This is a genomic window from Hoylesella shahii (assembly GCF_937990675.1).
GTDB classification, from domain to species: Bacteria; Bacteroidota; Bacteroidia; order Bacteroidales; family Bacteroidaceae; genus Prevotella; species Prevotella shahii.
Window position 1 is genome coordinate 19,290 of record NZ_CALKQY010000018.1, and the last position, 25,402, is coordinate 44,691.

At 44.7% G+C, this 25,402-nt stretch carries 15 protein-coding genes and 2 tRNA genes; 2 read left to right on the forward strand and 15 right to left on the reverse strand.

Going from position 1 to position 25,402, the window contains the following annotated elements; genetic code table 11:
• Positions 1 to 610 precede the first annotated feature (610 nt).
• The 15 genes from ccsA to rsmI form a co-directional block, all read right to left on the reverse strand.
• The gene (gene ccsA, locus QME03_RS02285) at positions 611 to 1,399 is read right to left on the reverse strand and encodes a cytochrome c biogenesis protein CcsA (protein ID WP_281723336.1); all 789 of its coding nucleotides are present in this window, start codon (positions 1,397 to 1,399) and stop codon (positions 611 to 613) included.
• Positions 1,396 to 2,628, reverse strand: a complete 1,233-nt coding sequence (locus tag QME03_RS02290) for a cytochrome c biogenesis ResB family protein (protein ID WP_281723337.1) — start codon at positions 2,626 to 2,628, stop codon at positions 1,396 to 1,398. Before QME03_RS02290 ends, ccsA begins: the two co-directional genes overlap by 4 nt.
• 363 nt (positions 2,629 to 2,991) lie before the next feature.
• Positions 2,992 to 4,476 carry an ammonia-forming cytochrome c nitrite reductase gene (nrfA, locus tag QME03_RS02295; RefSeq protein ID WP_281723338.1) on the reverse strand — a complete coding sequence of 495 codons (1,485 nt, stop codon included), beginning with the start codon at positions 4,474 to 4,476 and terminating at the stop codon, positions 2,992 to 2,994.
• An 81-nt stretch (positions 4,477 to 4,557) separates the two neighbouring features.
• Positions 4,558 to 5,160 carry a cytochrome c nitrite reductase small subunit gene (nrfH, locus tag QME03_RS02300; protein ID WP_025817282.1) on the reverse strand — a complete coding sequence of 201 codons (603 nt, stop codon included), beginning with the start codon at positions 5,158 to 5,160 and terminating at the stop codon, positions 4,558 to 4,560.
• A gap of 480 nt (positions 5,161 to 5,640) precedes the next feature.
• Positions 5,641 to 8,097, reverse strand: coding sequence for a S9 family peptidase (locus tag QME03_RS02305; RefSeq protein WP_281723339.1), 2,457 nt, complete (start codon positions 8,095 to 8,097; stop codon positions 5,641 to 5,643).
• Between the two features lie 31 nt (positions 8,098 to 8,128).
• A complete protein-coding gene (locus QME03_RS02310; protein ID WP_281723340.1) occupies positions 8,129 to 9,238 on the reverse strand; it encodes an efflux RND transporter periplasmic adaptor subunit in 1,110 nt (369 codons plus the stop codon).
• A 124-nt stretch (positions 9,239 to 9,362) separates the two neighbouring features.
• Entirely contained in the window at positions 9,363 to 10,604 is a 1,242-nt protein-coding gene (locus QME03_RS02315; RefSeq protein ID WP_281723341.1) for an ABC transporter permease, read from the reverse strand.
• Between the two features lie 228 nt (positions 10,605 to 10,832).
• Positions 10,833 to 12,095 carry an ABC transporter permease gene (locus QME03_RS02320; RefSeq protein WP_281723342.1) on the reverse strand — a complete coding sequence of 421 codons (1,263 nt, stop codon included), beginning with the start codon at positions 12,093 to 12,095 and terminating at the stop codon, positions 10,833 to 10,835.
• Positions 12,096 to 12,125: 30 nt separating this feature from the next.
• The gene (locus QME03_RS02325) at positions 12,126 to 12,818 is read right to left on the reverse strand and encodes an ABC transporter ATP-binding protein (RefSeq protein ID WP_025817275.1); all 693 of its coding nucleotides are present in this window, start codon (positions 12,816 to 12,818) and stop codon (positions 12,126 to 12,128) included.
• A gap of 224 nt (positions 12,819 to 13,042) precedes the next feature.
• A tRNA-Glu gene (locus tag QME03_RS02330) sits at positions 13,043 to 13,117 on the reverse strand.
• Positions 13,118 to 13,135: 18 nt separating this feature from the next.
• Positions 13,136 to 13,222, reverse strand: a tRNA-Ser gene (locus QME03_RS02335).
• A 2,600-nt stretch (positions 13,223 to 15,822) separates the two neighbouring features.
• Positions 15,823 to 17,298, reverse strand: a complete 1,476-nt coding sequence (locus QME03_RS02340) for a RagB/SusD family nutrient uptake outer membrane protein (RefSeq protein ID WP_281723343.1) — start codon at positions 17,296 to 17,298, stop codon at positions 15,823 to 15,825.
• A gap of 55 nt (positions 17,299 to 17,353) precedes the next feature.
• Positions 17,354 to 20,485 carry a SusC/RagA family TonB-linked outer membrane protein gene (locus QME03_RS02345; protein ID WP_281723344.1) on the reverse strand — a complete coding sequence of 1,044 codons (3,132 nt, stop codon included), beginning with the start codon at positions 20,483 to 20,485 and terminating at the stop codon, positions 17,354 to 17,356.
• A 1,251-nt stretch (positions 20,486 to 21,736) separates the two neighbouring features.
• The gene (locus tag QME03_RS02350; protein WP_281723345.1) at positions 21,737 to 22,576 is read right to left on the reverse strand and encodes a Cbp1 family collagen-binding glycoprotein adhesin; all 840 of its coding nucleotides are present in this window, start codon (positions 22,574 to 22,576) and stop codon (positions 21,737 to 21,739) included.
• A complete protein-coding gene (gene rsmI, locus QME03_RS02355; protein WP_281723346.1) occupies positions 22,573 to 23,283 on the reverse strand; it encodes a 16S rRNA (cytidine(1402)-2'-O)-methyltransferase in 711 nt (236 codons plus the stop codon). Before rsmI ends, QME03_RS02350 begins: the two co-directional genes overlap by 4 nt.
• Before the next feature lie 96 nt (positions 23,284 to 23,379).
• Between rsmI and QME03_RS02360 the strand changes: the two genes are divergently transcribed.
• Positions 23,380 to 23,964, forward strand: a complete 585-nt coding sequence (locus QME03_RS02360; protein WP_281723347.1) for a thymidine kinase — start codon at positions 23,380 to 23,382, stop codon at positions 23,962 to 23,964.
• A gap of 178 nt (positions 23,965 to 24,142) precedes the next feature.
• A complete protein-coding gene (locus tag QME03_RS02365) occupies positions 24,143 to 25,255 on the forward strand; it encodes an AI-2E family transporter (protein WP_025817544.1) in 1,113 nt (370 codons plus the stop codon).
• Positions 25,256 to 25,402: the final 147 nt, after the last annotated feature.

The following is a 25,402-nucleotide window of genomic DNA, read 5'->3' on the forward strand; positions in this document are numbered from 1 at the left end:
CCAAAGTTTGATTAGTTTTACATTTCTATGCAATACAAATACAGTTTTGTTGCATTAAAAACCCACCCCTTTTCTTACGCAAAAAACCTTCGTGAGAATTGAGTATTTGCAAGCGAGTGAGCAGTTGGTGAGCAGAAAGGGCACTCACAGTGTTAAAATTCTCGCTGAATATTTTACACAATAGACACACATTGCAATCTTAAGCCCAATAAATAACGAATAAGCAATTGGGGGGATAAAACACTAAACACCGAGGAAGAAAAGCTAAACATAAAGCCCAAAACAACAAACAACCCCAAATCGGGAGTTAGACCGCTTATCACATGGATGATAGGGTTTAAATTGTTTGCAATACATCTTTCGTTTGCATATCGGCAGATTGCCTATCCTATGCTTGCACCGTAGAACCCTACGCCTACAAGAATAAGACGGGCAATCTGTTAAACAATACACAAAATCTAAACAGCTATAACGACTGGTCTGAGTTAAAGCCATCGGCCAAAACAAGAACAGACGTTTTTCATAGCAGATTTGAGCCAAGCGTGCACAACAAGACAAGGAGCTGTGCCCAATGCATGTAAACCCAGGCAAACACGCCCAGGGACGTGCACTAACTCAAGTTGTAAGTGTGCACACTAGTGCCTTGTGCAGCGGGCAAATAGTTAATTCCCCACCAGCACATTTGCAGAAGCAAGAACGACACAATGAGCATATAAAGTGCAGGTCGCATATTATAGGGGCGCGAACGGCGGAAATGCACATAACACAAATAAGCAAACCAGGTAACGGCAGCCCAAGTTTCCTTTGGGTCCCAGGCCCAATAATGCCCCCAAGCCTCTTTAGCCCAGAACGCCCCCATGAGCATGCCCAACGTCATAAACGACAAGCCCACATACACAAGGTTATCGGTGATATCCATTTCGTCGGCGGTGCAAGGCGTTTTCTTGATGAAGAGCAAATAAATAGCCATCACCGTGGCAGCGCCCAGCAAGGCATAGGCAAACATATACACAATAACGTGGGGTGCAAACCATGGACTTTGCAAGGCAGGCATCAACGTTTTATTATGTATTTCGGGCTTCAGCACGTTGACCATTATAAACACCGTGGCCAAGATGGTGCTGAAAGACAATATCCACTTATAGCGCCAACGCAGATAAACCACCAGTCCGGCAAAGGGCAAGAAGAGCGAATACCACAGGCGCGTTTCGCCCATGGTGCGCAAAGGTGGCCGTTCGAGTGAAATCCACATGGCAACAATGAAACTAAAAAACACCAGCAGGCCTGCAACAGTGGCACTAAGGGTGAGCGTTTTTTTATCTTTCCAGGCTGCATAAGCGCCAGTGGCCCATAGCAAAACGGCCACTAGGGCGAAATAGGGGAAATTGTTCCAACTCATTCTTTGGTCTCCTTTCTGCGTTGTAACGACAAAAACATAAACACAGCTCCGAGCATCATCATGCCCAAGCCCACATATACATAGGGCAACCAGGGGTCTTTAACCAGCTCTAGTACACTGGTTTCGCTCCATCGGCCCATCGATGTGTCGTAAGACAATTGGTAAACCTTCCAGCCTTCAACACTAAGGGGGTGGTTAACCTCGATATCGGCAAAGGCGTGCAGCCCAGCTTGGGTCATCAGTTCCACACGCGAGATGTAGCGTTGTGGTTCGCGTTCGGGCATGGCGATGCACACTTTTCCGTCTAAGCTAAGCACCTGATAGGGAAAATGGTAGCTACCACAAGTAACCCAGCCCGTTTTGGTGATCTTTCCATCTGGAGATGTGGCAGTGATGTTCAATGCAATCATTGCTCCCGAGGAATGCCAAGGCAGGTAGTTGGTGGTGTCGCGGGTCATTAAAGGTGCTGCTTCTTCAATGCGCTTATTAAGTTTTACGGTCCATCCGTGTAAGTTTCCTGTGGTAAAGCTACTATCAACCACCACGGTGATAGGCTTATACTTGGGGATGGGGTCGCCCGTTTTACCATCAACAAGCATCAGTTTAGGCGGATATTCATAGATTTGAAAATCCTTTAGCTGTATAGCCAGTGGCAATTCCACTTTTTTTCCAGCCTCGTCGGTGGCTCTCCATTCGGGCGAAGTTTTGTGAATGGTCATGTTAAGACGTTTCATATCGGCGTTACCCAATGTGGCACAGAGCATCACGATGAGCAACCCAGCATGATTGAGCATAAAGGGCACATCGCGCCACTTAAAACGCACAGCCTTAGCGATGGTGGCTTGAGCCACAATGACCGACACCCAGATGTAGACGAGCACAAAAGGCCAAAACGAAAGCATGCGTGTAAGTCCCAGTGGGTCGGCAGCTTGATGTCCATCGGGCATCTGTCGGGTTAATCCCATGATGGCAGTTAGTGCTACGGCATAGGCGAGAGCAGGCACAGCCGATGCATACGAGGAGAGGAATTTGAAGGAATACACCTTGTTGCGAAGAGCAAACACAAGTGCCATGGCAAGCAGATAGCAAGCCAAGATAATGATATTGACGGGATAAGAAAGGTTGCTCCAGGCTATTGGACCTGCGCTAAACTGCAACAGGAGGCCAACAATGACGAGTCCGGCTCCTATAGAAAAGCCCTCAACCATCTTCCATGGTCGTTTCCACATAATGGTTTATCTTTATTATTTAGTTTATTATCGTTTTATTATCAGTGGGCAAAAATCATATAGACAAGGTTGTTCAGTTTATGGTAAGAAGCATTGTGTTGTCGCATTGGCTTGCAAAAGAGGAACTTTTGGCTAGAAAAAACCTTCTAGAGAATATCCTCGCATGCAAGCGCCCTAGGATATAAGGCCTCCAAAAGCAGATATCTGCACCGAAGCAAACGCGCCTTGCACCATGCCTAAGCAAAACCCAAACGCCCCATTATAGACACTATAAAGGAGTTGAGGTCTTGTTAGAGACCTTAACCCCTTTATTAGAATGTTATGATAATTCTATGTTACTGAGAAAACCCATTAGCTAAAAGCTTACAAGTCGATAGCGCGTCCTGCAGCCTTAGCTTTTTTAATCCACTCGGGCACCACCGTATTGAGGAATTTCTCTTTATCGCCTTCCTTCTGTTTCATATCCAGTCCGATGTAAGCTTGAGCCTTACCCTTAGTAGAGATGTCGGGCATTGGCACATCGCCAATAAATCCGTGCGCTGCAAGCACCTTAGCAACTTTGAGTCGCGCCTGATTAGCGTAGTCAAGACTATGAGAAAGGATACGTGTAATTTCTTGAGGAGCGTGGAACGAAGCGCCGTGAGAAGCCACTGCAAAATCCCAACGCCATTGGCTCTTGCGCAAGAGGTCGAGAACGGGTTTCATTTCGGCCTCGGTTGCGCCCTTATCCCATGCAAATTTGGCCTCAATGTGTGCGGTAGCCAATTCGTTTTCTACGCGGTTGCGTATCTCGTTGCACTTGCGTTGGCGTTCGTAAACATTTTGTCTAAGCGTTTCGGCGCTCTGTCTGTGGCAAGTTTGACAGGTGCGTTCGATGTTTGCCAGCGGGCTCATGATGTGATGGTCGGTGTATTTAACACCACCCTTGCTCATGTAAGGCATGTGGCAATCTGCACACGAAACACCACGTTGGCCATGAATGCCCATCTGATGAACCTCGTAACCAGGGTGCTGAGCCTTAAGAATAGGCGCACGGCTTAGTGCGTGTGTGTAGTCCTTATAGTTCATTGCATCGTAATACTTCTCCATCGCCTCTACCGTCATACCGCTGTCTTGCGGGAAGGTGAGGTATTTACCTTCGCCCTTGAAGAAGTATTCGGTGTGGCATTGCGCGCAAACCAGCGAGCGCATCTCTTGGTGCGTGGCCTTGTTCACGTCTTTTCCAACGCGTTGCCAGGCTTCGTACAAGGCCGGGCGTGCGGGTTTGAGGTCCATTGTCTTAGAGTCGTGGCAGTCTGAGCAGCCCACGTTGTTCATTATCTGGTCTCCCCACTTCGACCAAGGTGCCTTATAGAAGTTGGCCACACCCTGTTCTTTCATCACGCGTGGCACATCAGGACCTTTACAAGTCCAGCATGTTCCTGGCTGCGGCTCTTTGCCTTCGGTTACTCCGGGGGCACCTGTACGTAGTGTTCTGCGCACATCTTCAACAGCATGTTGGTGTCCACGGGGTGTGGCGTAGTCCCACGAGAAAGCATAGCCAGCCCAAAGAATCACCATGTTGGGGCGTTGGGCAAGCACGTCTACGGCTTGTGAACTGTTAAATTCGCTTTTAAAAGTGGTGTCGGCGGTTTGTTTCCACGTTTCGTATTCGCGGGGGAAGTCGCTTGCGAACTTCGAGTTTTCAGATACGATACCCTCCATAGGAGTCTTTCTGTTGTTGAAGATGCTTACCACTTCGGCCCTGCGCTCTAAGAGCGACGATACGAGAAGGCCTAAGATGAAAACGACAACCATTGAACCTCCGAACAACAGCCATCCTTGCCAACGTTTTAATTGCTTTGCCATATCTTAATTGTTTTTAGTTTCGGGTTTCATAATGTTTACCCCACACGCAGAGTTGGGGTGTTAATAGAAGCGAGCGTGTAATTATTTGCCTTTTTTTCCGAGCATACCTTGCAGCCAATCGGGTACGGGCGAGTCGGGTAAAGGCACTTGAGCATTGGGTGTAGCCGAAAGAGAGTTCATGCCTCCATGAGGCACATCGCGGTGGCAATCCCAGCAAGCCATTCCCTCACCACGCTTGGCCATCATGTAATTGATGCGTCCAGTGTGCACAAACTCCTGATTGAGTTGAGAATGACAGCGAATACAGTTATCCATAATCACGCCAGCGCTAGCATCTTCGGCCGTAATTACCTGTCGTTCTTTGAAGGTAACAAACTTGCTTACATGGTTCATACCATCTTTAGCTTTGAAGAAATACTTAGCGAAGATGTTGTTGTGCGGCACGTGACAATCGTTGCACGTGGCGTCGCGAGCGTGAGAAGAGTGCATCCACGAGGCGTAATAAGGCGTCATGATGTGACAGTTTACGCACGCCGAAGGGTCGTCTGTGAGGTAGGTATGCATTCTTAGGAGGTACATAAAGAGTCCGCCTAAGCCCACAACCACTCCCCCTACCACCAGCAAAAAAACTTTTTGGCGGTAGCTGAATGCCGATAAGATAGATTTTAGCTTGTCTTTTATCATGTGCGCTATTTTTTCTTATCGCAAATTTAGCCATTAAAACAATAAGAAAGCGTATTATATAGTATCTATTTTTATGTTAAAGAATAAGTTTAACATGCATTAAGAACAAAACTTTAAACCTAATTTAACGCTACATTCCTTATAAATAAGGATGTATTCAATTATGTGTTCGCACACGGAAGAGAGGCTTGATTTTACATTTTTAAACACTTACAGATTACAGTTATGGTGCAAGATAGCGTAAAACGGGGGTTAAAATACGGCTTTCGATAGGTCTTATTTTCTCTTATGCGCACTATAGTCCCACACAGCAAAGGGCACTTTGCCTCGTGAGAAGGAACAAACAGACGAGTGAAAGGCAACGAGTAATTGTATGGCGCTCTGAAAAAGGAAGTAATGAGCATGCAAAGAAAAAACAAATGCAAAATCGGGCTAAGTTCTAGACAATGAACTTAGCCCGATTTTACAGTAATGTTATGCTTATAACTGTTTGTCAGGATAGAGCGCTTGCCACCAAGAAGGATTGTTTTGCAAGTAACGAGCGAACCAGGCAAAGATGGTGTTCTGCCACTTTATGCGCTTATTATAATCAACGATAGAGTGGTTTTCGCCATTAACAACAACAAAAGCAGTGGGGCGTCCCAAGAGTTTGAGAGCCGTGAACATTTGGATACTCTCGCCAATGGGCACATTGGTATCTGCATTGCCATGGAGGAAGAGCAGAGGGGTGTGTATCTTGTCGGCATTGAACAGCGGACTTTGGTCTACATAAAGGTCTTTACGCGTCCAAGGATAGCTGTTGGCCATAGACACCTCGCTGTAACTATATCCCCAATATCCCTCACCCCAATAGCTGGTGTGGTCGCTAATGCCGGCATGCGATATGGCAGCAGCGAAGATATCTGTTTGCGTTTGCAGGTATTGCGTCATAAATCCACCATAGGAAGCACCGATACAGCCCACGCGTTTGGGGTCGACATAGGGGTGAGCCTGAAGGAACGCCTTGGTTCCCTCAATAATATCCTCGGCCACCCCTTTACCTGCGGTGTTAACATGCCGCGAAGCATGAGCCTGACCAAAGCCAGCCGCGCCACTGGGGTTGATGAGATATACCACATAACCCTGAGCAGCATAAAGATGCAAGGGGTAGCGGCTTTCGAAATAAACACTCACGGGCGAACAACCACCATAATAATATACCACCATGGGATATTTTTTATTGGGGTCGAAGTGAGGAGGAAGGAAGCAACGTCCCGAAATAGTATCGCCACGCGAAGAAATAAAGTTCCATGGCGTGCATGTTCCTAAGTCTACATCCTTTAGTTTTTGTTTGCTCAGATCTTCGAGCAAGGTGCTTTTTCCGTTGTCGAGATTAAGCGTATAAAGCCTATCCGAATTGGATGCACTTTCGCCATACCACACAGCAACTGGGGCGTTATGGGCGAAAGCCAGTCTTGTTACGTAGTCTTCGGGAACATCGAAGCGGGTGAATTTATTGGTTTTGGGATTAAAGCGGAAAAGCTTTTGCATGTCTTTATCCAGTGCAGTGAAGTAGATTTGGCCGTCTCGTGGGTTCCACGAGAAGTTTTCGATACTGGGATTAAACGTCTTGGTGATGGGCGTAACAGCCTTATTGGCCACGTTGAGCAAGAACAACTGATAATCGTAACCATTAGGTGTGCTACCTTCGGGTACATTTTTGCCCACCGAATTAAAAGCTTCGGCAGTGCCTTTAACCACAAGTGCAGACGCATCGGGTGAGAAACGAGCCTCGGAGAGGAAGCCTTCATCATGAGCCACGCATGTAACCTGCATGGTTTTCACATCGAGCTTATAGAGCGAAGAAACAGTTGTGGGGCGTTTTTCCAATCTACTGCGCGACACCATATATAATATATAGCGACCATCTGCAGAAATATCTTCAAGCGACACATTGTGATAGCCAAAGGTAAGCGGTTGGGCCAGTCCGGTTTTCAGGTCGACCAACGACAAGTTCCACCTTGTTCTCCATCCAGGGATTCTGTCTTCGGGTTGGGTTATTTCGTAGATATCAGCATCTTCTCGTGGTCCTTCTTGCGAAGTGGCCAAAATAAGATACTCGCCATTGGGTGCTAGGGTGATAGTTCCTTCTCCAACGCCCGAGGCCAAAGCCTGTTCTTGTCCTGTGAGCGGGTCAACAGCGATGAGATCGCGCCCTTTAGCCCCCTTTCGGGTGATGTAAAAGCGGTTAGTTCCAGGAATCCAGCTCATGGCCTCATCGGTTTGTCGCATGATGTTACCCGTTTTCAGGTCGGTTAGTCTCCACATATACCGTGTATATCCGCCATCTTTCACATCATAATAGTTGGTAATAAGAAATCGTCCGTTGGCCGAAAGTCCCAAGCGATAATATTGCAATCCGTTTTGGATGTCGGCCAATGTGAGTGTACGGCGTGTGTCAGTGTTGACCTTAACACCATCTCCAGCATTGGTAACCTTGAGAGAGGGCGTGTAAATAGAGTCTTTCTGACTTAAATATTTTATCACCACGCTGTGTGTTTGTGGCAACAGCGTAATGCTTGACGGCGAAACAACCTTATTGTCTACATAAACTTGATAATGCTTCAGCCCCTTAAGCTCAACACCCAACGTGCAATAGCTAGCATTTTGAATATTGAATTGCAATAAGTTAAGAGCATACTGAGCGGAAGATATAGGCAATTTTCCGCCGTTAATGACACGCCCTTGCTGCGCTAAATCGAGATTTAGGGGTGTGTTGAGTAACGACTCGGCCGAGAAAGCCTTTTGTTGCGCATCGACGCTATCAACCAATACAGGCTGAGAGAGTTCGAATGGTCCGGCATAGCGAAACGTTTTCACGTCCACATCATTAGCCATGCCAATTGAGCAACCCATAGTTAGAGCTGCAAAAAGCAATGAAGATTTTAGTCTTTTCATTTCTAGAAATATTTAAGCGCTTATATATTGTTTAGTTTTCAGTATCTGCAGCATCGACAATTTTTGGTCCACGCACTTTGTCTCCTGTTTTCAGACCACTTAATATTTGGATATCCACGCCATCGCTAAGGCCAGTTTTCACTTTCGTACGCGTGTAAGTAATCTCTTTACCCTTTCCCTTCACGATATAAACATAAGTATCTTTTCCGCTAAATTCGATGGCACTTTCGGGTACAGTAAGCACATTGTTGGCTGCTTGCAACACGATTTCGGCATTAGCACTATATCCGCTACGTATATTAGTTCCTTTTCCCACCTGCACTGCTGCTTTAATTTCAAACTGGTTAGCACCATTAGTCTCTACAGCTTTAGGCGAAATATATTCGAGCATGGCCGTAAACTTAAGGTTTTGCAAAGCACCGATAGTAATTTTCATGGTCATGCCCTGCTTAATGTGGCCCACTTCGGTTTCGTCGATGTTACCTTTAAATATAAGGTCGTTCATATTGGCCACGCTAGCAATGGTTGTACCATCATTGAAAGTATTGCTAAGGATAACCGAGTTGCCCACTTTCACAGGGATATCAAGAATAATTCCGGTGATGGTAGAACGGATAAGCGTTGAACTAGCTTTGGCATTGCTCTTTGAAACGCCATCACGCACCACCTGCAAATTATCGTCAGCGGCCGAGACTTCTTCTTTTGCTTGCTGATAAGCCTGCCTTATCTTCTCGTATTCTTGCGCAGCCACGAGTCCCTTGTCAAACAAAGTTTTCTCCCTTTCGTATTCGGCCTTAGCCTGTTCCAAATTGATATTGGCCAATCTAACACGTGCTTGTGCCCCGCTAAGCTGTCCCATATCAGGAATAACCTTTACTTTGGCAATCACATCACCCGCTTGTATGGGTTGTCCTGCCTCTTTCATAATCTCGGTTATGATACCCGAGATTTGCGGTTTCACGTTTACTTCGTTTCGCGGTTCTATGCGTCCCGTTATCACAGTCGTTTTTTTCAGGTCTTTAACCGTGGCCGTAAGTTCGGTGTACTGTTCGGGTTTGGGCTGGGATTTGACCCAAAGAAACACGAATGTGCCTACAAACACGGATGCGATAAGCAATGCCACAAATATTTTTTTCTTCATAACGTCTTTCCCCATGTTAGCCTTTCGTGTTGCGAAGGCGTCGTTGTTGGGGTCTCCTTTGTTTATGTATTATGTGTTGTTTTTTTGTTTCGGAAAGTTATCTATCGGTTATTCCTTCGGATTATCATTCGTCGCGCATAGCATCCACAGGCTTAATGCTCATTGCACGCAATGCAGGAGCCAATCCAGCAAGCACACCCAGCGCGCAAAGAAACAGCACTGCTCCCACAGCGGTGAAGAAACTAATTTGGTAATGGGCACTAACAATGCCGTCGGTGGTGCTTGCCAATTCGGCCATTTGCAATACCAGTACGGTGAAAACAATACCCGACATGCCAGCAACGCTTATCAATGTGATGCTCTCGGTAATAATTTGCATAAGAATATTTTTGGGTGTTGCACCTATGGCTCGCCTAATTCCTATCTCGGTGGTGCGTTCTTTTACCGTTACCATCATGATATTGCTCACCCCAATGGCGCCAGCCAGTAACGTACCAATACCTACAAGCCAAGCCAGGAAGTCTACCCCCTTGAACAAACTATCCATCATTCCAAAAATTGCCTCCACATTAATCACAGGCATTGCTTTTTCGTCTGTTGGGTCTAGATGGTGTGCACGAGCCACAACCGTTCTTACCTTGGGCACAATATCAGACACCTTAATACCGGGTTTGCCTGTAAAGCACAGCATATTGATGGTATCGCCCATGGCGTAGGCATCACTCATCACTCCAATTGGCACAACAACAGACTCTTCGGTACTACCATTAGCATTCATTGTTCCCGAATTATAGTCCACGCCCACAACTTTAAAGAACACCGACCCCACACGAATTTCTTTACCACAAGGGTTTCCACCTTTAGGGAAAAGCGTTTTATACACTTTTTTTCCGAGGATGCACACCTTTCGTTTCTGCAAGTTATCCAAGTTGTTAAGATAGCGTCCGTAATACAATTCGGGAGTTTCAATCTCTTGATAGTTTTCGTCCAGCCCTTTAAAAGCACACGAAACCTTCTGATCGCCATACACTGCCGTATATCCCCACTTAGTAATTAGGGGCGTAACGACATCTACTTCGGGTATTTGTTGCTTTAGTCGCTCAATGTCTTTATAGGATAAGCTCCAGCTTCTGTCTTTCTTCAAACCATCGTAGGGCTTTGTTGTGTTCTGAGTGATGAGCACTCCCGAGTTGTTTGCAAAGCCTTTGAAGTTAGACGAAAGCAATTCGCGCAAGCCTTTGCCACCGCCTAATAACGACACAAGCATGAAAATGCCCCAAAATACGCCAAAACCCGTTAGAAAGCTTCGTGTTTTGTTGCGTGATAGGGTGTCGAGTATTTCTTTATATCTGTCGAGGTCTATCATTGTTTATATTAGTTGTCGAGATAACGAATGAACAAAAAGGAGGCTATCAACCAGTAAGCTACAGGCCATGAGGCCAAGTTAACTGTTGAAAAGAAGTTTAATTTTACTTTACTAGTCCATCGATATAGGTTAGAGTAAGACTTATCACCCCCTTCTTGAGGGCAAGTCTCCGCCCCACTCCACGCCTCTTTAGTTCTTCTTTCTTGTTCAGTTGGTGGTTAAGCTGTATCACTCCATGGCGTTCAACGCTTCAATGGGTCTTGTTTTGGCAGCTTTACGCGCTGGTATAACGCCAGCAATGGTACCTGCAATAACAATGAGCAACGTTGCTTGTATGCAAACGCCGAAGCCCACAGTGGGGTCGATGAACATTTTCTGTTGAAATGCACCAGCATCCATCGTGGTATTGCCCAATGTTGCATCCATATAGAGGTTGGCACCGATACCTAACATCATGCCAATATAGCCAAATATGAGGGTTATGATTACGCTTTCGGTAATGATGAGTTTCAGAATAGACCAAGGTGTGGCACCTATAGCCTTACGAATACCAAACTCGCGTGTTCGTTCTTTTACTGTAATAAGCATGATATTGCTCACGCCCACAATACCACTAAGCAGTGTAAATATGCCCACTATCCACAATGCTGTGCGTATAAAGCCCATTCCCGTGTTCATTTTCAAACTCTGGGTAAAGCGATTCCATATCCATACCGACTCTTCATCATCGGGTGCAGCATCGTGCTGAGCATTAATTTTATGGCGATAAACATTTTCGAAGGCTTCGTTTTGTGCTTCGGTCTCCAGTCCTTTAAAGCTAAAAACTATCTGGTCTGCCTTATCTCCTTTATTATATATGGTGCGAAGTGTTGTGAAAGGAGCAAACGAATTGTTGCGGAACATACTTTCATCATCGGAATAGACACCCACCACTAGAAAAGCGAGGCCGTTAATCGTCACATGTTCTCCAACAATGTTTTTCCAATTCTTCCCCACCAGTCCCTCGGCACGACTTTTACTCACCACCAACACCCTGCGCTGCTCTTCAATATCGGTTTGGTTTATAAAGCGTCCGCTAAGCAGTTCGCGTTTATTAATGTCTATTTCGTTGGGATAAACGCCCATTAGCGAAGCTGTTTCATGGCTATCACCCAGCACCATTGTGTGATTTCCCATATCAATTTCGGCGCCAACGGTTTCCACATTCTCACCAAATTGGTCTCGCGTTACATTAAAGTCTTTATCATTCAGTTCTATGGCGCGGTCCTTAGGCAGTCCGTTATACTCTTTACTAGTATATCCTCCAGCCACAGCAATCGAGTTAGCCAAAAAGCGACTCATGTTTATCGTGCCTGCGTTAATAAGTCCGTTGCCTGCTCCCAACAAGAATATGAGCATAAAAATACCCCAAGCCACGGCAAAGCCAGTAAGTGCCGTGCGCAGTTTATTGCGTCGGGTGGTCGACCATATTTCTTCTAAGAGCGTGTACATAATTGACTTTTGCGGTTAGTTAGTTAAATGTTATGATTGTTTCTGACTTATTTTTTGTCCCTCATCAACAATCAGCCCATCTTTTATTCTTATGAGTCTATCTGTTTGTTCGGCTACACCAGGGTCGTGCGTAACAACCACCGTTGTAATGCCTTCGTTTCTGTTCAAACTAGTAATTAGTTGCATCACCTCCACACTGGTTTTCGAGTCGAGAGCACCCGTTGGTTCATCGGCAAGAATAATTTGTGGTTTGGTAATCAGCGCTCTGGCAATAGCCACCCGTTGTTTTTGTCCGCCCGACATTTCGTTGGGATAGTGCCCCGCCCATTGTGCAAGCCCCAATTTTTCCAAGTATTCCATGGCCAAAGTGTGGCGTTTTTTACGTGAAACGCCTTGATAAAACAATGGTAGTTCAACGTTTTCAACAGCAGTTTTAAAACCAATGAGGTTGAAAGATTGAAACACAAAGCCTATCATATGGTTGCGATAATAGGCTGCGCGACGTTCAGTAAGGTCTTTAATGAGCGTCCCTCCCAGTCTATATTCACCAGTATCGTAGTTGTCGAGAATGCCAAGAATATTGAGCAAGGTAGATTTTCCTGAGCCCGATGCGCCCATGATTGAAACAAACTCGCCATCGTCAATGGTGAGATTGATACCTTTGAGCACGTGCAACGGCTGTGCACCAAAGTAAGTTTTATTAATATCTCTTAGTTCTATCATATTTATCAGACGTTAGGCGAGCTATAAAAGTTGCGCTTTCGTTACATTTTTCCTCTTTCGCCAAACTGATGGCGCAAAGACTAATAACTAATAATGCTTGGCAAAAATATAAAAAAAAGACAAGCCACACAAGAACATTAACCATAAAGATTGTCATCAACCTGTGCTTTATTATTGGTTAACGCAAAAAGGACTTCTGCGAGCGCGTCGCAAAAGTCCTTTGATGGTAGTGGATAGGGGAATCGAACCCCTATGCCAAGATTGAGAATCTTGTATCCTAACCGTTAGATGAATCCACCATGCGATTTATAACCGTGCGGAAGCTGGGGGATTCGAACCCCCGGTACGGTAACCCGTACGTCAGTTTAGCAAACTGGTGGTTTCAGCCACTCACCCAAACTTCCTTTTATCCGTCGATATAAAAATCGCCTTCCTGTTAAATGCGGTGCAAAGGTATTGTTTTTTTTCAGTAGTTCCAAATTTTTTCGCGTCTTTTTTCGCCACAACTGTATTTCTTCTGTGTAATAAGACATACAAAAGGCCGACAAAAGCACACCTTTTTGTTGTCTATCGACAAACTTACCACATTTTTGCGGCTTCTTAAAAGTGGCATAATATTCTGCCAATGTCTATATATTATGCGCCCAACAGCTGCCCAACAACCTTTTTTTCGATCCTTGAAAAGTGCGTTTTGCCTTTCCACTTCGCCCAAAGCTCCGTGTTGGCGATTTCCAATTCTCGCCATGACAATGTACGAGCAAGCTCCACATTGTTCATTTGGCTTAACGAAAACGTTCGTTGGTTTTGTGTTCTCTCATTCGTTTGTTGGCATCTTGGCTGCCTCATTCTCTTGAAGTAGTATGCAACCTCTTTAATCCCAATCGGCCTTTAGACCACTATGCTTCCAAAATTCTTGTTTATCTATTGTTTCCTAACATCTTTTATTTTCTTATCGCCATCTTGCCTATCTTTACTACTTGATGTAGCCCGCTACGCCTGCGTTACAAAGACAGGCAAGAGGGCGATAATAAAACAAAATCTGTTTAGGCTAGGATGACCAATTGGGGTTAAAAAGCTAGGGCGTTAACCTCACTCTGCAGTCACACAAAGCGGTGCAAAGCCTACTATTAGATTGGGCGTATAAGCTAGGTTGTTGGCGTTTATTTGAGAAATCAGTTTTATTTGATTGTTAAATATAGTATTAATATTTTACAGAATACATTCTTCGGCGCGACTCCTTCTAGAGGAAAATGTACTCAAAAACATGCTTTAGAACACATTTCCAGCCTTCAGTATTTTATTTTTAGTTGATTTTTGGACGCGACAATGGCGTTTTGTACCGTTTAGCCTTTCTAGATTGTTGCAAGCTCACAAATTTTCATTGCCCCAAAACCTGCTTTTAGTACTTAAAAACCTACTTTTTAGACACATTTTTGCACAGAAAAAGCCTCGTTTTCATCATTTGGAAACGTATTAACCCACCATACAATATGAAAAATTATACATTTCCACCTGCGTTTTGTACCGCTTTCACCTGCATTTAGCACCATTTCACCTTGCGTTTTGTAGCAGTTTACCTTGCGTTTTGCAGCAGTTAGTCTTGCGTTTTGCTGCTAAATGCAAAGCTATTTGCTGCAAAACGCCCAAGTTTTAGCTACTAAACGCCGTTTGTTAGGCCATTATCGCATTTCTATGCAATGCAAATGCTTTATTCTTGCATGTTCAACCCCATCCGCTTTTTGCGCTAAAAAAGCACCACGAAAATCGATTATTTGCGAGCGAGTGAGCAGTTGGTGAGCAAAAAGGGGTGCTATATTGTTAAAATTCGCACTAAATATTTTACATTTTAAAAAGCAGTGCACCAATAATCTATAAAAAAGTGAAGAAAAAGATTACTCCATTTGAGTATAATCTCAGCACCATGCTTTTGCTAGATATAGCACAAGGAGTATATGTTGTGTCTTGCAACATTTGGTTTTAGCTCAAATTTGACATGAATGGCGTTATTCTTTTGATGGCATGCCACACGCCGAACTCATTCTGCTCAATGGTGGATCAGCTCCTTTTGACGAATCGCCTATATGGAGAAGCTTTATTATAAGGGTTCCGATAAACTAGAATGGTTGATGCGTAACAACTCTTAGTGTTGAAGGGATGAGCTAATGATCCACACTTTATCTCTTGTTGGGTGTTGCACCTATTGACAAGGAAGATAATAGTAAAGACAAAAGAGGGTGTGCCAAGTTATGTTGACACACCCTCTTATCATTTGTTGTTATGATGCTATTGCTGTGTGGTACACTTTTAATCTGCATGATTTTCTACCCATGATGCCTATTAACCCCAAATGGATCATTATACCACAATGTTTCCAGAATTCTTGTTTTTGTGTTGTTTCCTAACATCTTTTATTTTCTTGTCGGCATCTTGTATGTCTTTGTAACTTGATGTAGCCCACTACGCCTGTGTTACAAAGCCGAGCAATCTGCTCGACAATACAACAAAATCTGTTTAGGCGCTGATGACCAATTGGGGTTAAAAGGCGTTATTGTTTTCTTTACTAATAATTAACTCTCCCTCCTTAGCCCATTGTTCAGACCTGTAGGGCATTTTAGCCGGATAGGTAACTTTAAAGACAGCCTGCTGAAATGCAATTATGACGTGCAGGAGGACACTTAATGGCAATAAGAGCACCATATTGGCAGTTTCTAAACTTTTAGCAGTGAGCATGATAATAACAAATAAACGCAAAAACAGCAATGGTTAGCTAGCTGCTTACCATTGCTGTTTTCGTTAAAATGTGCCTAGGGTTGTCTCTTGGCTGTTATATGTTAAGCCTAATTGCATGCACATATTCTGTTTTGCGTGTTTGGCTAGCGCCTAATCGCATTAACTTAGTGCGAGCGGAGGCTTTAGTGCGGGCTTGCCATTGCGTGTGGAAGACACGTTAAGGCGCTGAATCTAAGCCACACAACAGCAGTAAGCACAACCATAATGACAATTATTATCTTGGGTTCTGCGTTAAGTTGGGGTTAGACTCAAGTTCCGAAATGGGTAACATGTGGTAGAACTTATTGTCGTCGGTTGCCATTGTGAACACCACGGGGTGGTTGGTGTTAGGCACATCGCGGTTGATGGTGAGCTTCCAACGTTTCATGTCAAACCAGTTTGTTCCTTCGAACCATAGCTCGATGCGTCTTTGGAAGCGCACTTGCTCACGTAGGTCGGCTTGTGTGGTGGCTGCAACGAATGCCGGGTCGCGCTTTTGTGCAAAGGCATTGAGGTTGGCAGCAGCTTGCGTAAGCTTGTTTTGTTCAATCTGTGCTTCTATTTCGAGCAGTATTGGGTCTTGAACACGGATGAAACAATAGTCTTGTTCCATACCATCTTCGCCAGCAATAAACTTCAATTGGTCGAAATCTTCCATTTCAACTTCCTTGTTTTTAGCTTGACGTTTAATTTTTTGGGCAATGTCTGGATAGTCGGTGAGGTTCACCCACAGTTTGCGACGGCTGTCGGTAGCAGGGATTTTTGCATAGAGTGCATTGTGAATAAACTTCTTATGTCCACCAGCAGCGTAGCCTCTAGTAAGGAATTGGTCTACGTGACTCCAATAAGAGGCCCATAATGCAGAGTTGGCCGAGGTTACATCGGCACCCCATAGGATGTCGGCTGTGCCCTTAATAGCCCACGACCTGCCAGGTTCGGAAATCATATCGTTACCGCCCATTTTGGCAATGGCAGCAAATTTCTCGCAGTTGGCCCAGTCTTCCATTTGTGCATACACCTTAGCAAGGTAAGCAGCAGCCACAAATTTGTCGACGTCTGTTTTGTCGGCTGTCTCTCGCCCGTAGGTTGCCATGGGCGTGAGGTCTTTGATAATTTGCTTATAGGTATCTTCTACCGTTGCACGTGCTGGCTTGTCGGTGGGCGAAGTGGTAAGTACCAGGGGTATACCCGGCAGAGACTCGTGTCCCTTATAGGTGTGTTGATACATGTTAACAAGGTGGAAGAACACAATACCACGTATCGCAAGTGGTTCTGCCGTGGCCTTTAGGTAGGCCGAATCGGTGGATACCTCTTTGTAATAGGTCTCAAGGTAAAGGTTTATGTTAGACACTATTTTATAGAACAAGCGCCACATCGTGCGTGTGCGACGATAGTTAGCCTCGCTATTTCCTATCTGGTAGTCGAACTTGAACCACGAAGTGTTGGTGTATGCCACATCCTCGCACATCAAGTCGGTGAATAGGTGGAAAGCCTTTAGTCCGCCATCATCATGACTGGTGTTATACTCTTGAAACATAACGTATGTTTTTGAGAGCGCCGCCTTGGCAATACCTGGCTTCACATCTTCGTCGCCAAGCATCTCGTTGTGTCTTTCTTGCGAAATGTACTGGCCGCTTCCAGCTTCCAGCTTACATCCTGTTGCGAGCCCTAGAATAGAGCAAAGCGCAAGTGTACTAATATATTTGTTCATTGTTTTTTCGTTTTAAGATGTTGATGTACTTACTTGAAGAAACACTTATGCGTGGTTATAGCGATACACTAAGTCCGAACGAAAGTGTGCGGATGGCGCTATTTACGCTGTAGTTCTGAGTTCCTGATATAGAGGTACGTGGGTCTAGTCCCTTTCTCTTTGAGAACAAACCGAGGTTTTCGCCTGCAAAGTAAAGGCGTACCGACTGCAAACCTGCTTTCTTAATCCATTGCGAGGGTAGGGTGTAACCCAGCGTAAGGTTGTTAAGCGAGAGGTAAGTTGCATCCGAAATAAAGCGGTCACAATCTTGTACAATGGATTGGTTGTCGAATTCTACGCGTGGTACATCGGTGTTGCGGTTATCTTTTGTCCAACGGTTGAGGATATCTTTGTGCCAGTTGGTACCAGGTGTACCGGCCGACATAAGGTCCATGTAGCCGCCATCAATGAATTTGCCACCAATGTGGTAAGAGAATTGCATTGAGAAGTCGAAGCCGTAGGCGCTGGCAACAAGGCCGAAGCCACCAGCCAGTTTGGGGATGGCTGTGCCAATGTATTGTTTGTTGATGTTGGCTGTGCTGTATTCTTTGCTACCTTTGGCAACAAACGACTTAGATGCATCGTCCCACAGGTAGTAAAGGGCATCGCCGTTTTCGGGATTAACACCTGCGTACTTAATCATATAATAGTCGTAGATGCTTCCACCCTCCTTTATCAGACGATAACCAGATACGATACCATCTTGTCTGAATTGTTCGGGCAGTTCCTTAATTTTATTTTTATAGTGTGTGCCGTTAGCTGTGAGGGTAACATTTATGTGTTTGCTGGTGTACACGTTAGACGAGAGTGAGAACTCGAAGCCCGTATTATCCATCTTTCCAAAGTTAACAGGGTTTGTGGTAAAGCCTGTTGTTGAGGGGATGGGAAGGTTGAAAAGCATGTCGGTGGTGCGACGATTGAAGAAGTCGAGTTCGCCCGCAAGTTTTCCATTCCAAAGTGAGAATTCAACGCCCACGTCGAAGTTATGGTTCTTTTCCCAAGTAATCTCTTTGTTACCTTTATATTTAGGCCCGTAGTTACCCGATGTACCATCGGTGCCAATGCTGTAAAGGTTGGTGTAAGGCGTGTAGGCACGATAGGCAGAACCTGGTAAAAGCAAGTAGTCGTTGCCTTGAACGCCATAGCTAGCGCGTAGTTTCAAGTTGTCTATCCACTTAATTTCTTTCATAAAGTTTTCTTGATTGATGCGCCATGATGCACCAACGCTCCAGAATGTACCCCAGCGATGATCTTTATGGAACACCGATGAACCATCGAAACGCAATGATAGTGAAGCATAATAACGATTATCATAGTCGGCAGTAAACTGTCCGAAATAACCTTCAACCATATAGTCTTTAGGGTATGAAGTTAGTTCTGTTACCTTAGCTGCAGCAAAGAACTCCATAGAAGCGGGGTCGATGAGGCTTTGTGCTTTGCCATATAGGTAGTGCGACTTCATCATATAATACTCGTGACCCAACATACCGTGCAGCGTGATGAGATTGAACGTTTTGTCCCAGTTAAGAATTTGGTTCCAGTTGAGTGTGTATGTTTCGCTTGATTGCTTACGCAGGATACCGCCATAAGCTTGTCCGTCGCCTACAAGTGGACTGAAAAATTCGGTCCAACGTGACCAGTTGCCACTAAAGGTAGCAGTGGTGTTAAAGCTAAATCCAGCGGGCAGCTTAACATCGGCGCGGAAATTCTGCGTTAAATAGAACTGGTTGTCTTCCTCTTTGTTCAGCTCTAGCTGCTTAATAAGGTTCATACCGCCAGCGTAGATACGGCCAACCGAGTCGTCGTAGAGTAAGTTGCCGTGTCTGTCTGTTGCAATGCTGCCATCATTGTTGTGCATGTACACGGGATAGATGGGCGCAATCATGCGAGTCCATTGGAAAGGATTAGATAAGTTGGTTTCTTCATTTGACCTGTTTTGCGTTTCGGTTCTAGACAATTGCGAAGAAGCGGATATTCTTAGCCAATTGGTTAGTTGAGAATCATAAGCCAAACGACTAGAAAGGCGTTTGAAACCCGTGTTGCGGTTAAAGCCTTTGTCGTCTAGATAGCCCAAAGAAAAGTACACGCGAGAGTTGTCGGTGCCTTTCGACATGCTAAGGTTGTACTCTTGTCGGGTTTGTGGTTCGAGCAAATGGCTCGTCCAATCGTTAAACGAATCGGCATCAGCGTATTTAATTTTAGCAGATGTAAGGTTTCCGTTGGCATCAACCACTTGGTTGTCGGCTACATTATAAATATTGTAGCCAAGCTTATCAATGAGGTTCTTTGAAGCCCACTCTCCTGGGTTGGAAACAGGTGTTCGCCTGTAAGCGCCAGCGTTTCTCAGAGCTTCCCATGCCAGTTGGTAATATGTGCCTGGGTCTTGCAGAATGTCGTATTCAGGAACACCGCGACGATTAGTACCAATACGTGCATCGAAAGAAATGCTCAATTTGCCCTTTTGTCCGCTCTTAGTGGTGATAAGGATAACACCATTGGCGCCACGCGCGCCATATAAAGCAGCCGAGGCAGCATCTTTAAGCACGTTGATGCTTTCGATATCCTTAGCGTTAATCGAATTGATTTCGTAGTCGTAGGGTGCGCCATCTAGGATGATAAGCGGTGCACTAGAAGCGTTGAGCGAACCAATACCACGGATGCGGATGGTGTTAGACGTTCCGGCACGACCAGAAGAACTAGTAACCGAGATACCAGCCACTGTTCCTTCGAGTGCTTTTGAGGCATCGGCCGCTTGTATCTTGTCTATCTTACTGGCATCTACGGACACGGCAGAACCTGTGAACGACGATTTTTTAGCAGTGCCATAGGCCACTACAATAATCTCGTCTATGGCCTTGGCCGAACTAATCATTTGCACGGTCATACCGTCGCGAGCTTCCACTTCTTGCGTGTGCATGCCCACATACGATACCGACAACTTGCTTGCCCCAGCCGGGAGGTTGATTGTAAACTTACCATCGAGGTTGGTTGCAGCCCCCACATTGTGTCCCACAACGCGTACTGTGGCACCCATAATGGGTTCGCTGTCGTCTTTAGAAATCACTGTTCCGTGAATAACTTTCTGTGCCAACGCTGTGCCAATTGAGCAAAACAGCAAGGCCAACAACAATAATAGTTGTCTCTTCATAGGTGTTTGTGTTTGTAAGGGTTTATAATAGGCATGCTCTAAGCAACATATGTTTTGTGAAGATGCTTTATGGGCTTGCCGAAATTGTTTGAGAAAGTGCCAGATGCAACAACTGGGAAACAAAGGGGACGTCACAACCAATGGCAATAAGTCCTGTTAAGGCTGATAATGCTATAGGGGTGTGAAGAGTCTTTTGCATCCGTTGTGGATGTTGGCGAGCTTTTGGCTGCTGTTATATTAGCCAAAAAAATAGGCAGGGGGATTTTGCCCAGATGCGTGTAAAGGCGAAGCACTTGCTTCGCAAGGTGATTGATAACAGTTCATAGGTTGTTCGTCTTTTTTAAATGATTACTCTCTTTTACTCTACCTAAGGTTAAAACTGGAAGCCTTGGCAGGAAATGTAGTCAAGAAGGTTGCGCTTTTTTGGGCTGATTGGCGCGTGTGATCTGTCGTCTCGGTGCCCAGGAAATAAGCACTCGATGTCAAAATAGGTAGTTGTTGGTTTTTAGTTAAGGTGTATTCGCTAATCTTTAAATCGCAGAGGTGTATGTCTGCGCTATTTTATAACATTCACCTTGGATAAATCCTACTAATTTCCAATTATGCATGCACAAATGCTATGCGATTGCGAAAATAGTTATTTTAGATAATATATGCAACACTTTGCGCCTATTTTTTTTAATTTTATTTGTTTAAGAGGGTGATGTTTTGTTTTACAGGTTGGTATGTATGGTGTGTAGTTTTGTTTCGTATTGTAAGAAAAAGTCGGTGAAGTTTTTCTGAATATTATAAAAAAGATTGAATTTGTAAAGAAAAGAAATTTATCATTATATTGCTTGTGCTTTTGTATGGAACGCTGTTTTGACAATGATTAGTAATTAAGAGAACGTTTTCATTAAGCCATATGAACAATGTCGAGCTTGCTCGTACATTGTCATGGCGAGAATTGAAAATCGCCAACACGGAGCTTTGGGCGAAGTGGAAAGGCAAAACGCACTTTTCGAGGAACGGGAAAGAACAATACAAATCTTTCGTAATCAGTGTAATGAATCAATTGAGACGAAAAACCACAAAAAAAATAAGGAGGATGCAACAAAATGCTTGTTGCATCCTCCCCCTTGTGTGGGTTTAATTTTCTTATTGTTGATACCCCTGCCCTACCCTTTTGTCACACCAAAGGCGTAAAAAGCCTAGCTAGCCAAGCTAATTGCACATTGGGTAGAGAGAGTTAAAGAACCAACCTTTATGTTGTTACTTCACAACAGCAACAAAGTATTTGCTGGTGCTCCAGAATAATTCTGGGTTGGTGATGGTAAGCACATACTCTTTGTTGAAGTCTCTTTCGAGCGTATAGCTAGAAGAGGGGTGAGTGGTGAGCAGCCTAACCGACTTAGATTGGAATTTAATTTCGTTCAAAGTACGGATGTCAACACGTGTGAAGTAGGCTTTGTTAAAGTTGCTTTGTAACACTTTGCCATCAACAAGGATACCTTGTTCCTTCAATTCCTTCTTCGTACCAAAGACGTACCATGCAGTGTGCAGTTGTTTGTCTTGGTTGCTAATGGTTTGAGCCTTCTCAGTGTTGTCGGTTCTCAGTTTCGAAACATGGGTGTTAAGGTTGTTAATTCTTTCATCAAGTTCAGAGATGTGAATGTCCTTAGCATCAAGTTCGGCACGTAGTTGTTGCAGTTGCTGATCTTTTTCGTCTAGTTGTTTCATCAGTCTGTCAACAGTTTTCTTGAGTTCAGCACCCTTAAATGTGCTCTTTTCAAGTTGTGCGCGCAGTTTTTTGAGCAAAGCACGGTTTTCTTCCATGCGTTGAGTGATAAACTTGATGTTCTCTTTAATCTGCTCCGACTTATTAGCCCCTTCGCCATCTTTAGCGATATTCACATGGTTTTCGGCTTCATTAATCTGACGGAATCCGTCTTGGATTTCGTTCATGGTAGCCATCATGTCGTTCAACTGATTATCTCTTTGTTGGATAATCTGCTGCAAAGAGTCGTTGAGTTGTGGTTCTCCATTAGTTTTACCTTGGTTGCAGGCTGCCAAAGACAGTACTGCTACACATGCAATAACAAGTTTCTTCATAATTTTTCTCCTTTCGATTTTTTATCTTTTTTACTACTAATTCCAGCCAAAACAATGACGATTTCTCCACGTGGAGGTGTTTGTTCGAAATGTTTAGCCACCTCTATCAATGTTCCTCTCACGTTTTCTTCGTGTATTTTGGATATTTCTCTACATACGCACACTTGTCTTTCGGGTTCAAGCACCTCGGCCAATTGTGTTAGTGTTTTGAGCAATCTGTGTGGCGACTCATAGAATATCATGGTGCGTTGTTCGTGTTTCAGGCTCTCAAGATATGTCTTTCGTCCTTTTTTTTGAGGGATAAAGCCCTCGAAACAAAACCTATCGCACGGCATGCCCGATGAAACCACGGCGGGGATGCATGCTGTTGCCCCAGGCAAACAGTTAATGGTGATGCCTGCTGCAACTGCTTCGCGTGCCAAGAAAAAGCCAGGGTCGCTGATGCCTGGCGTACCAGCATCGCTTACAAGAGCGATGTTTTGGCCTGCTTTAAGTCTTTCAACGATGCCAGCCGATGTGCCATGCTCGTTAAACTTATGATGCGATTGCAGGTGAGCCACCTCAATCCCCAACTGCTTTAACAAGACGCCCGTTGTTCGAGTGTCTTCAGCTAGCACCAAATCAACCTCTTTTAGGGTTCGAATGGCTCGCAGTGTGATGTCCTCCATATTACCCACAGGGGTGGGTACAATGTATAAGATGCCCATATTGTACGCAAATTTAGTAATATAAATTCCTAGTAGCAAAAAATAGAGGTGTTTGTTTGCAATTTTTAAAACGTCTTTTTGTACTTTTGCATCATCATGATTGATAATGTAAGTGGCGAGAACCACCGCCAAGGAAGAGTGGAAGTGATTTGTGGCTCGATGTTTTCGGGCAAAACAGAGGAGCTAATACGGCGCATGAAGCGTGCTGTATTTGCCAAACAGCGAGTTGAAATATTTAAGCCTGCCATTGACACACGCTATTCGGAAGATGATGTTGTGAGCCACGACCGTAACGCAATTCATTGCACACCCGTAGACTCATCGGCTGCAATATTGTTGCTTTCGGCCGATATTGATGTCGTTGGAATAGACGAAGCACAATTTATGGACGAGGGTATTGTGAGCGTTTGCAACCAATTGGCCAACCGTGGGGTGCGTGTTATCGTTGCAGGTCTGGACATGGACTTTAAGGGTGTGCCCTTCGGCCCTATGCCTGCTCTCTGCGCCATTGCCGACCACGTAACCAAAGTGCATGCCATCTGCGTGAAATGTGGAGCACTGGCCTACGTTAGTCATCGCATCGTGGAAGGCGAAAGGCGTGTGCTGATTGGCGAAATGCAAGAATACGAACCGCTGTGCAGGCATTGCTACCAGAAAACAAAGCACGAGGTGAAATCCTAAATGGGAGCTACAAGATAGCTAATGAGGACTAGAAAGGGCTTAAAAGGTTGCTAAATGCACCAACAAGGGTGCAGCACATGCAATGCCTTTTCCCTTCTTGAGCCACTTCGTGGGCTTTATAGCCGTATTAATGATATAAAAAGAGTTCACACAATAATATTAACATAAAACAAAGAAAATGCTTGAAGAGATAATAACCTTAGACAAACTGGTGAGATGGGGACTATGCGCACTACTAATATTAGCGGTGTACTTTGTAACCAACAGCATGAGCGAGGTTCTTTTGCCTTTTTTTATAGCCTGCTTGTTGGCTTATCTGCTTTACCCATTGGTGAAATTCACCGAGAAATACCTGCACATACGCGTACGCGCGCTATCTATTATAGTAGTGTTATTGGTGCTTGTTGGTTTGATTACAGGCATTGGACTACTCATTGTACCCTCTATGATAGAGCAGTTTGATAAGATTTCTGAACTGGCTTCGCGCTATCTGGGCAGTTCAACACGCTCGAGCGACCTCTCATCTTACATCCAAAACTGGCTTCGCGAACATCAAGAAGACATCGACCGCATTGTGAAAAGCAAGGACTTTAGCGATGCCGTGCACACAGCCATGCCCAAATTGTTCAACTTTTTAGGACAAACGGCTAGCGTGGTGGTAAGCGTTGTAGCATCGTTTATCACCTTATTATATATGTTCTTCATTTTGCTCGATTACGAATACCTCACAGAAAACTGGGTTAGAATATTCCCTAAGAAATATCGCAACTTCTGGAACACCCTGTCTGAGGATGCTTCGCGCGAGCTAAACAATTACATTCGCGGACAGGGTTTGGTGTCGCTCATCATGGGAATAATGTTCTGCATCGGCTTCACCATTATCGATTTCCCCATGGCCATCGGCATGGGCATCCTTATTGGCGTGCTCAACCTTGTGCCCTACCTTCACACGTTCGCCCTTATTCCCACGGCATTCTTAGCTCTTTTAAAAGCGGCAGACACGGGACAGAACTTTTGGATTATCTTTGGAATGGCCATTTTGGTGTTTGCAGTGGTTCAGATAATATCCGACATGGTGGTAACGCCACGCGTTATGGGTAAGGCAATGGGCCTTAATCCTGCCATCATCCTCCTATCGCTCTCTGTTTGGGGTTCGCTTTTAGGCTTCATTGGAGTTATCATCGCCCTGCCTCTCACCACCCTCATCATAGCCTATTGGCAACGATATGTTACCAAAGAATCGATTGAAGAAGTGCCCGAAACACCCCAAGAACCAGCGAAAAAGCACTAGAAAACAAATAAAATGAGCATTTGTGGATAAAAAACACGCAAATTGTTTGTGAGTTCCGCTAAAAGTTTGTACCTTTGCACTCGCAAAACAAAAACGTCTTTGTTGGAAGATCCGCTAGCTCAGTTGGTAGAGCACAACACTTTTAAT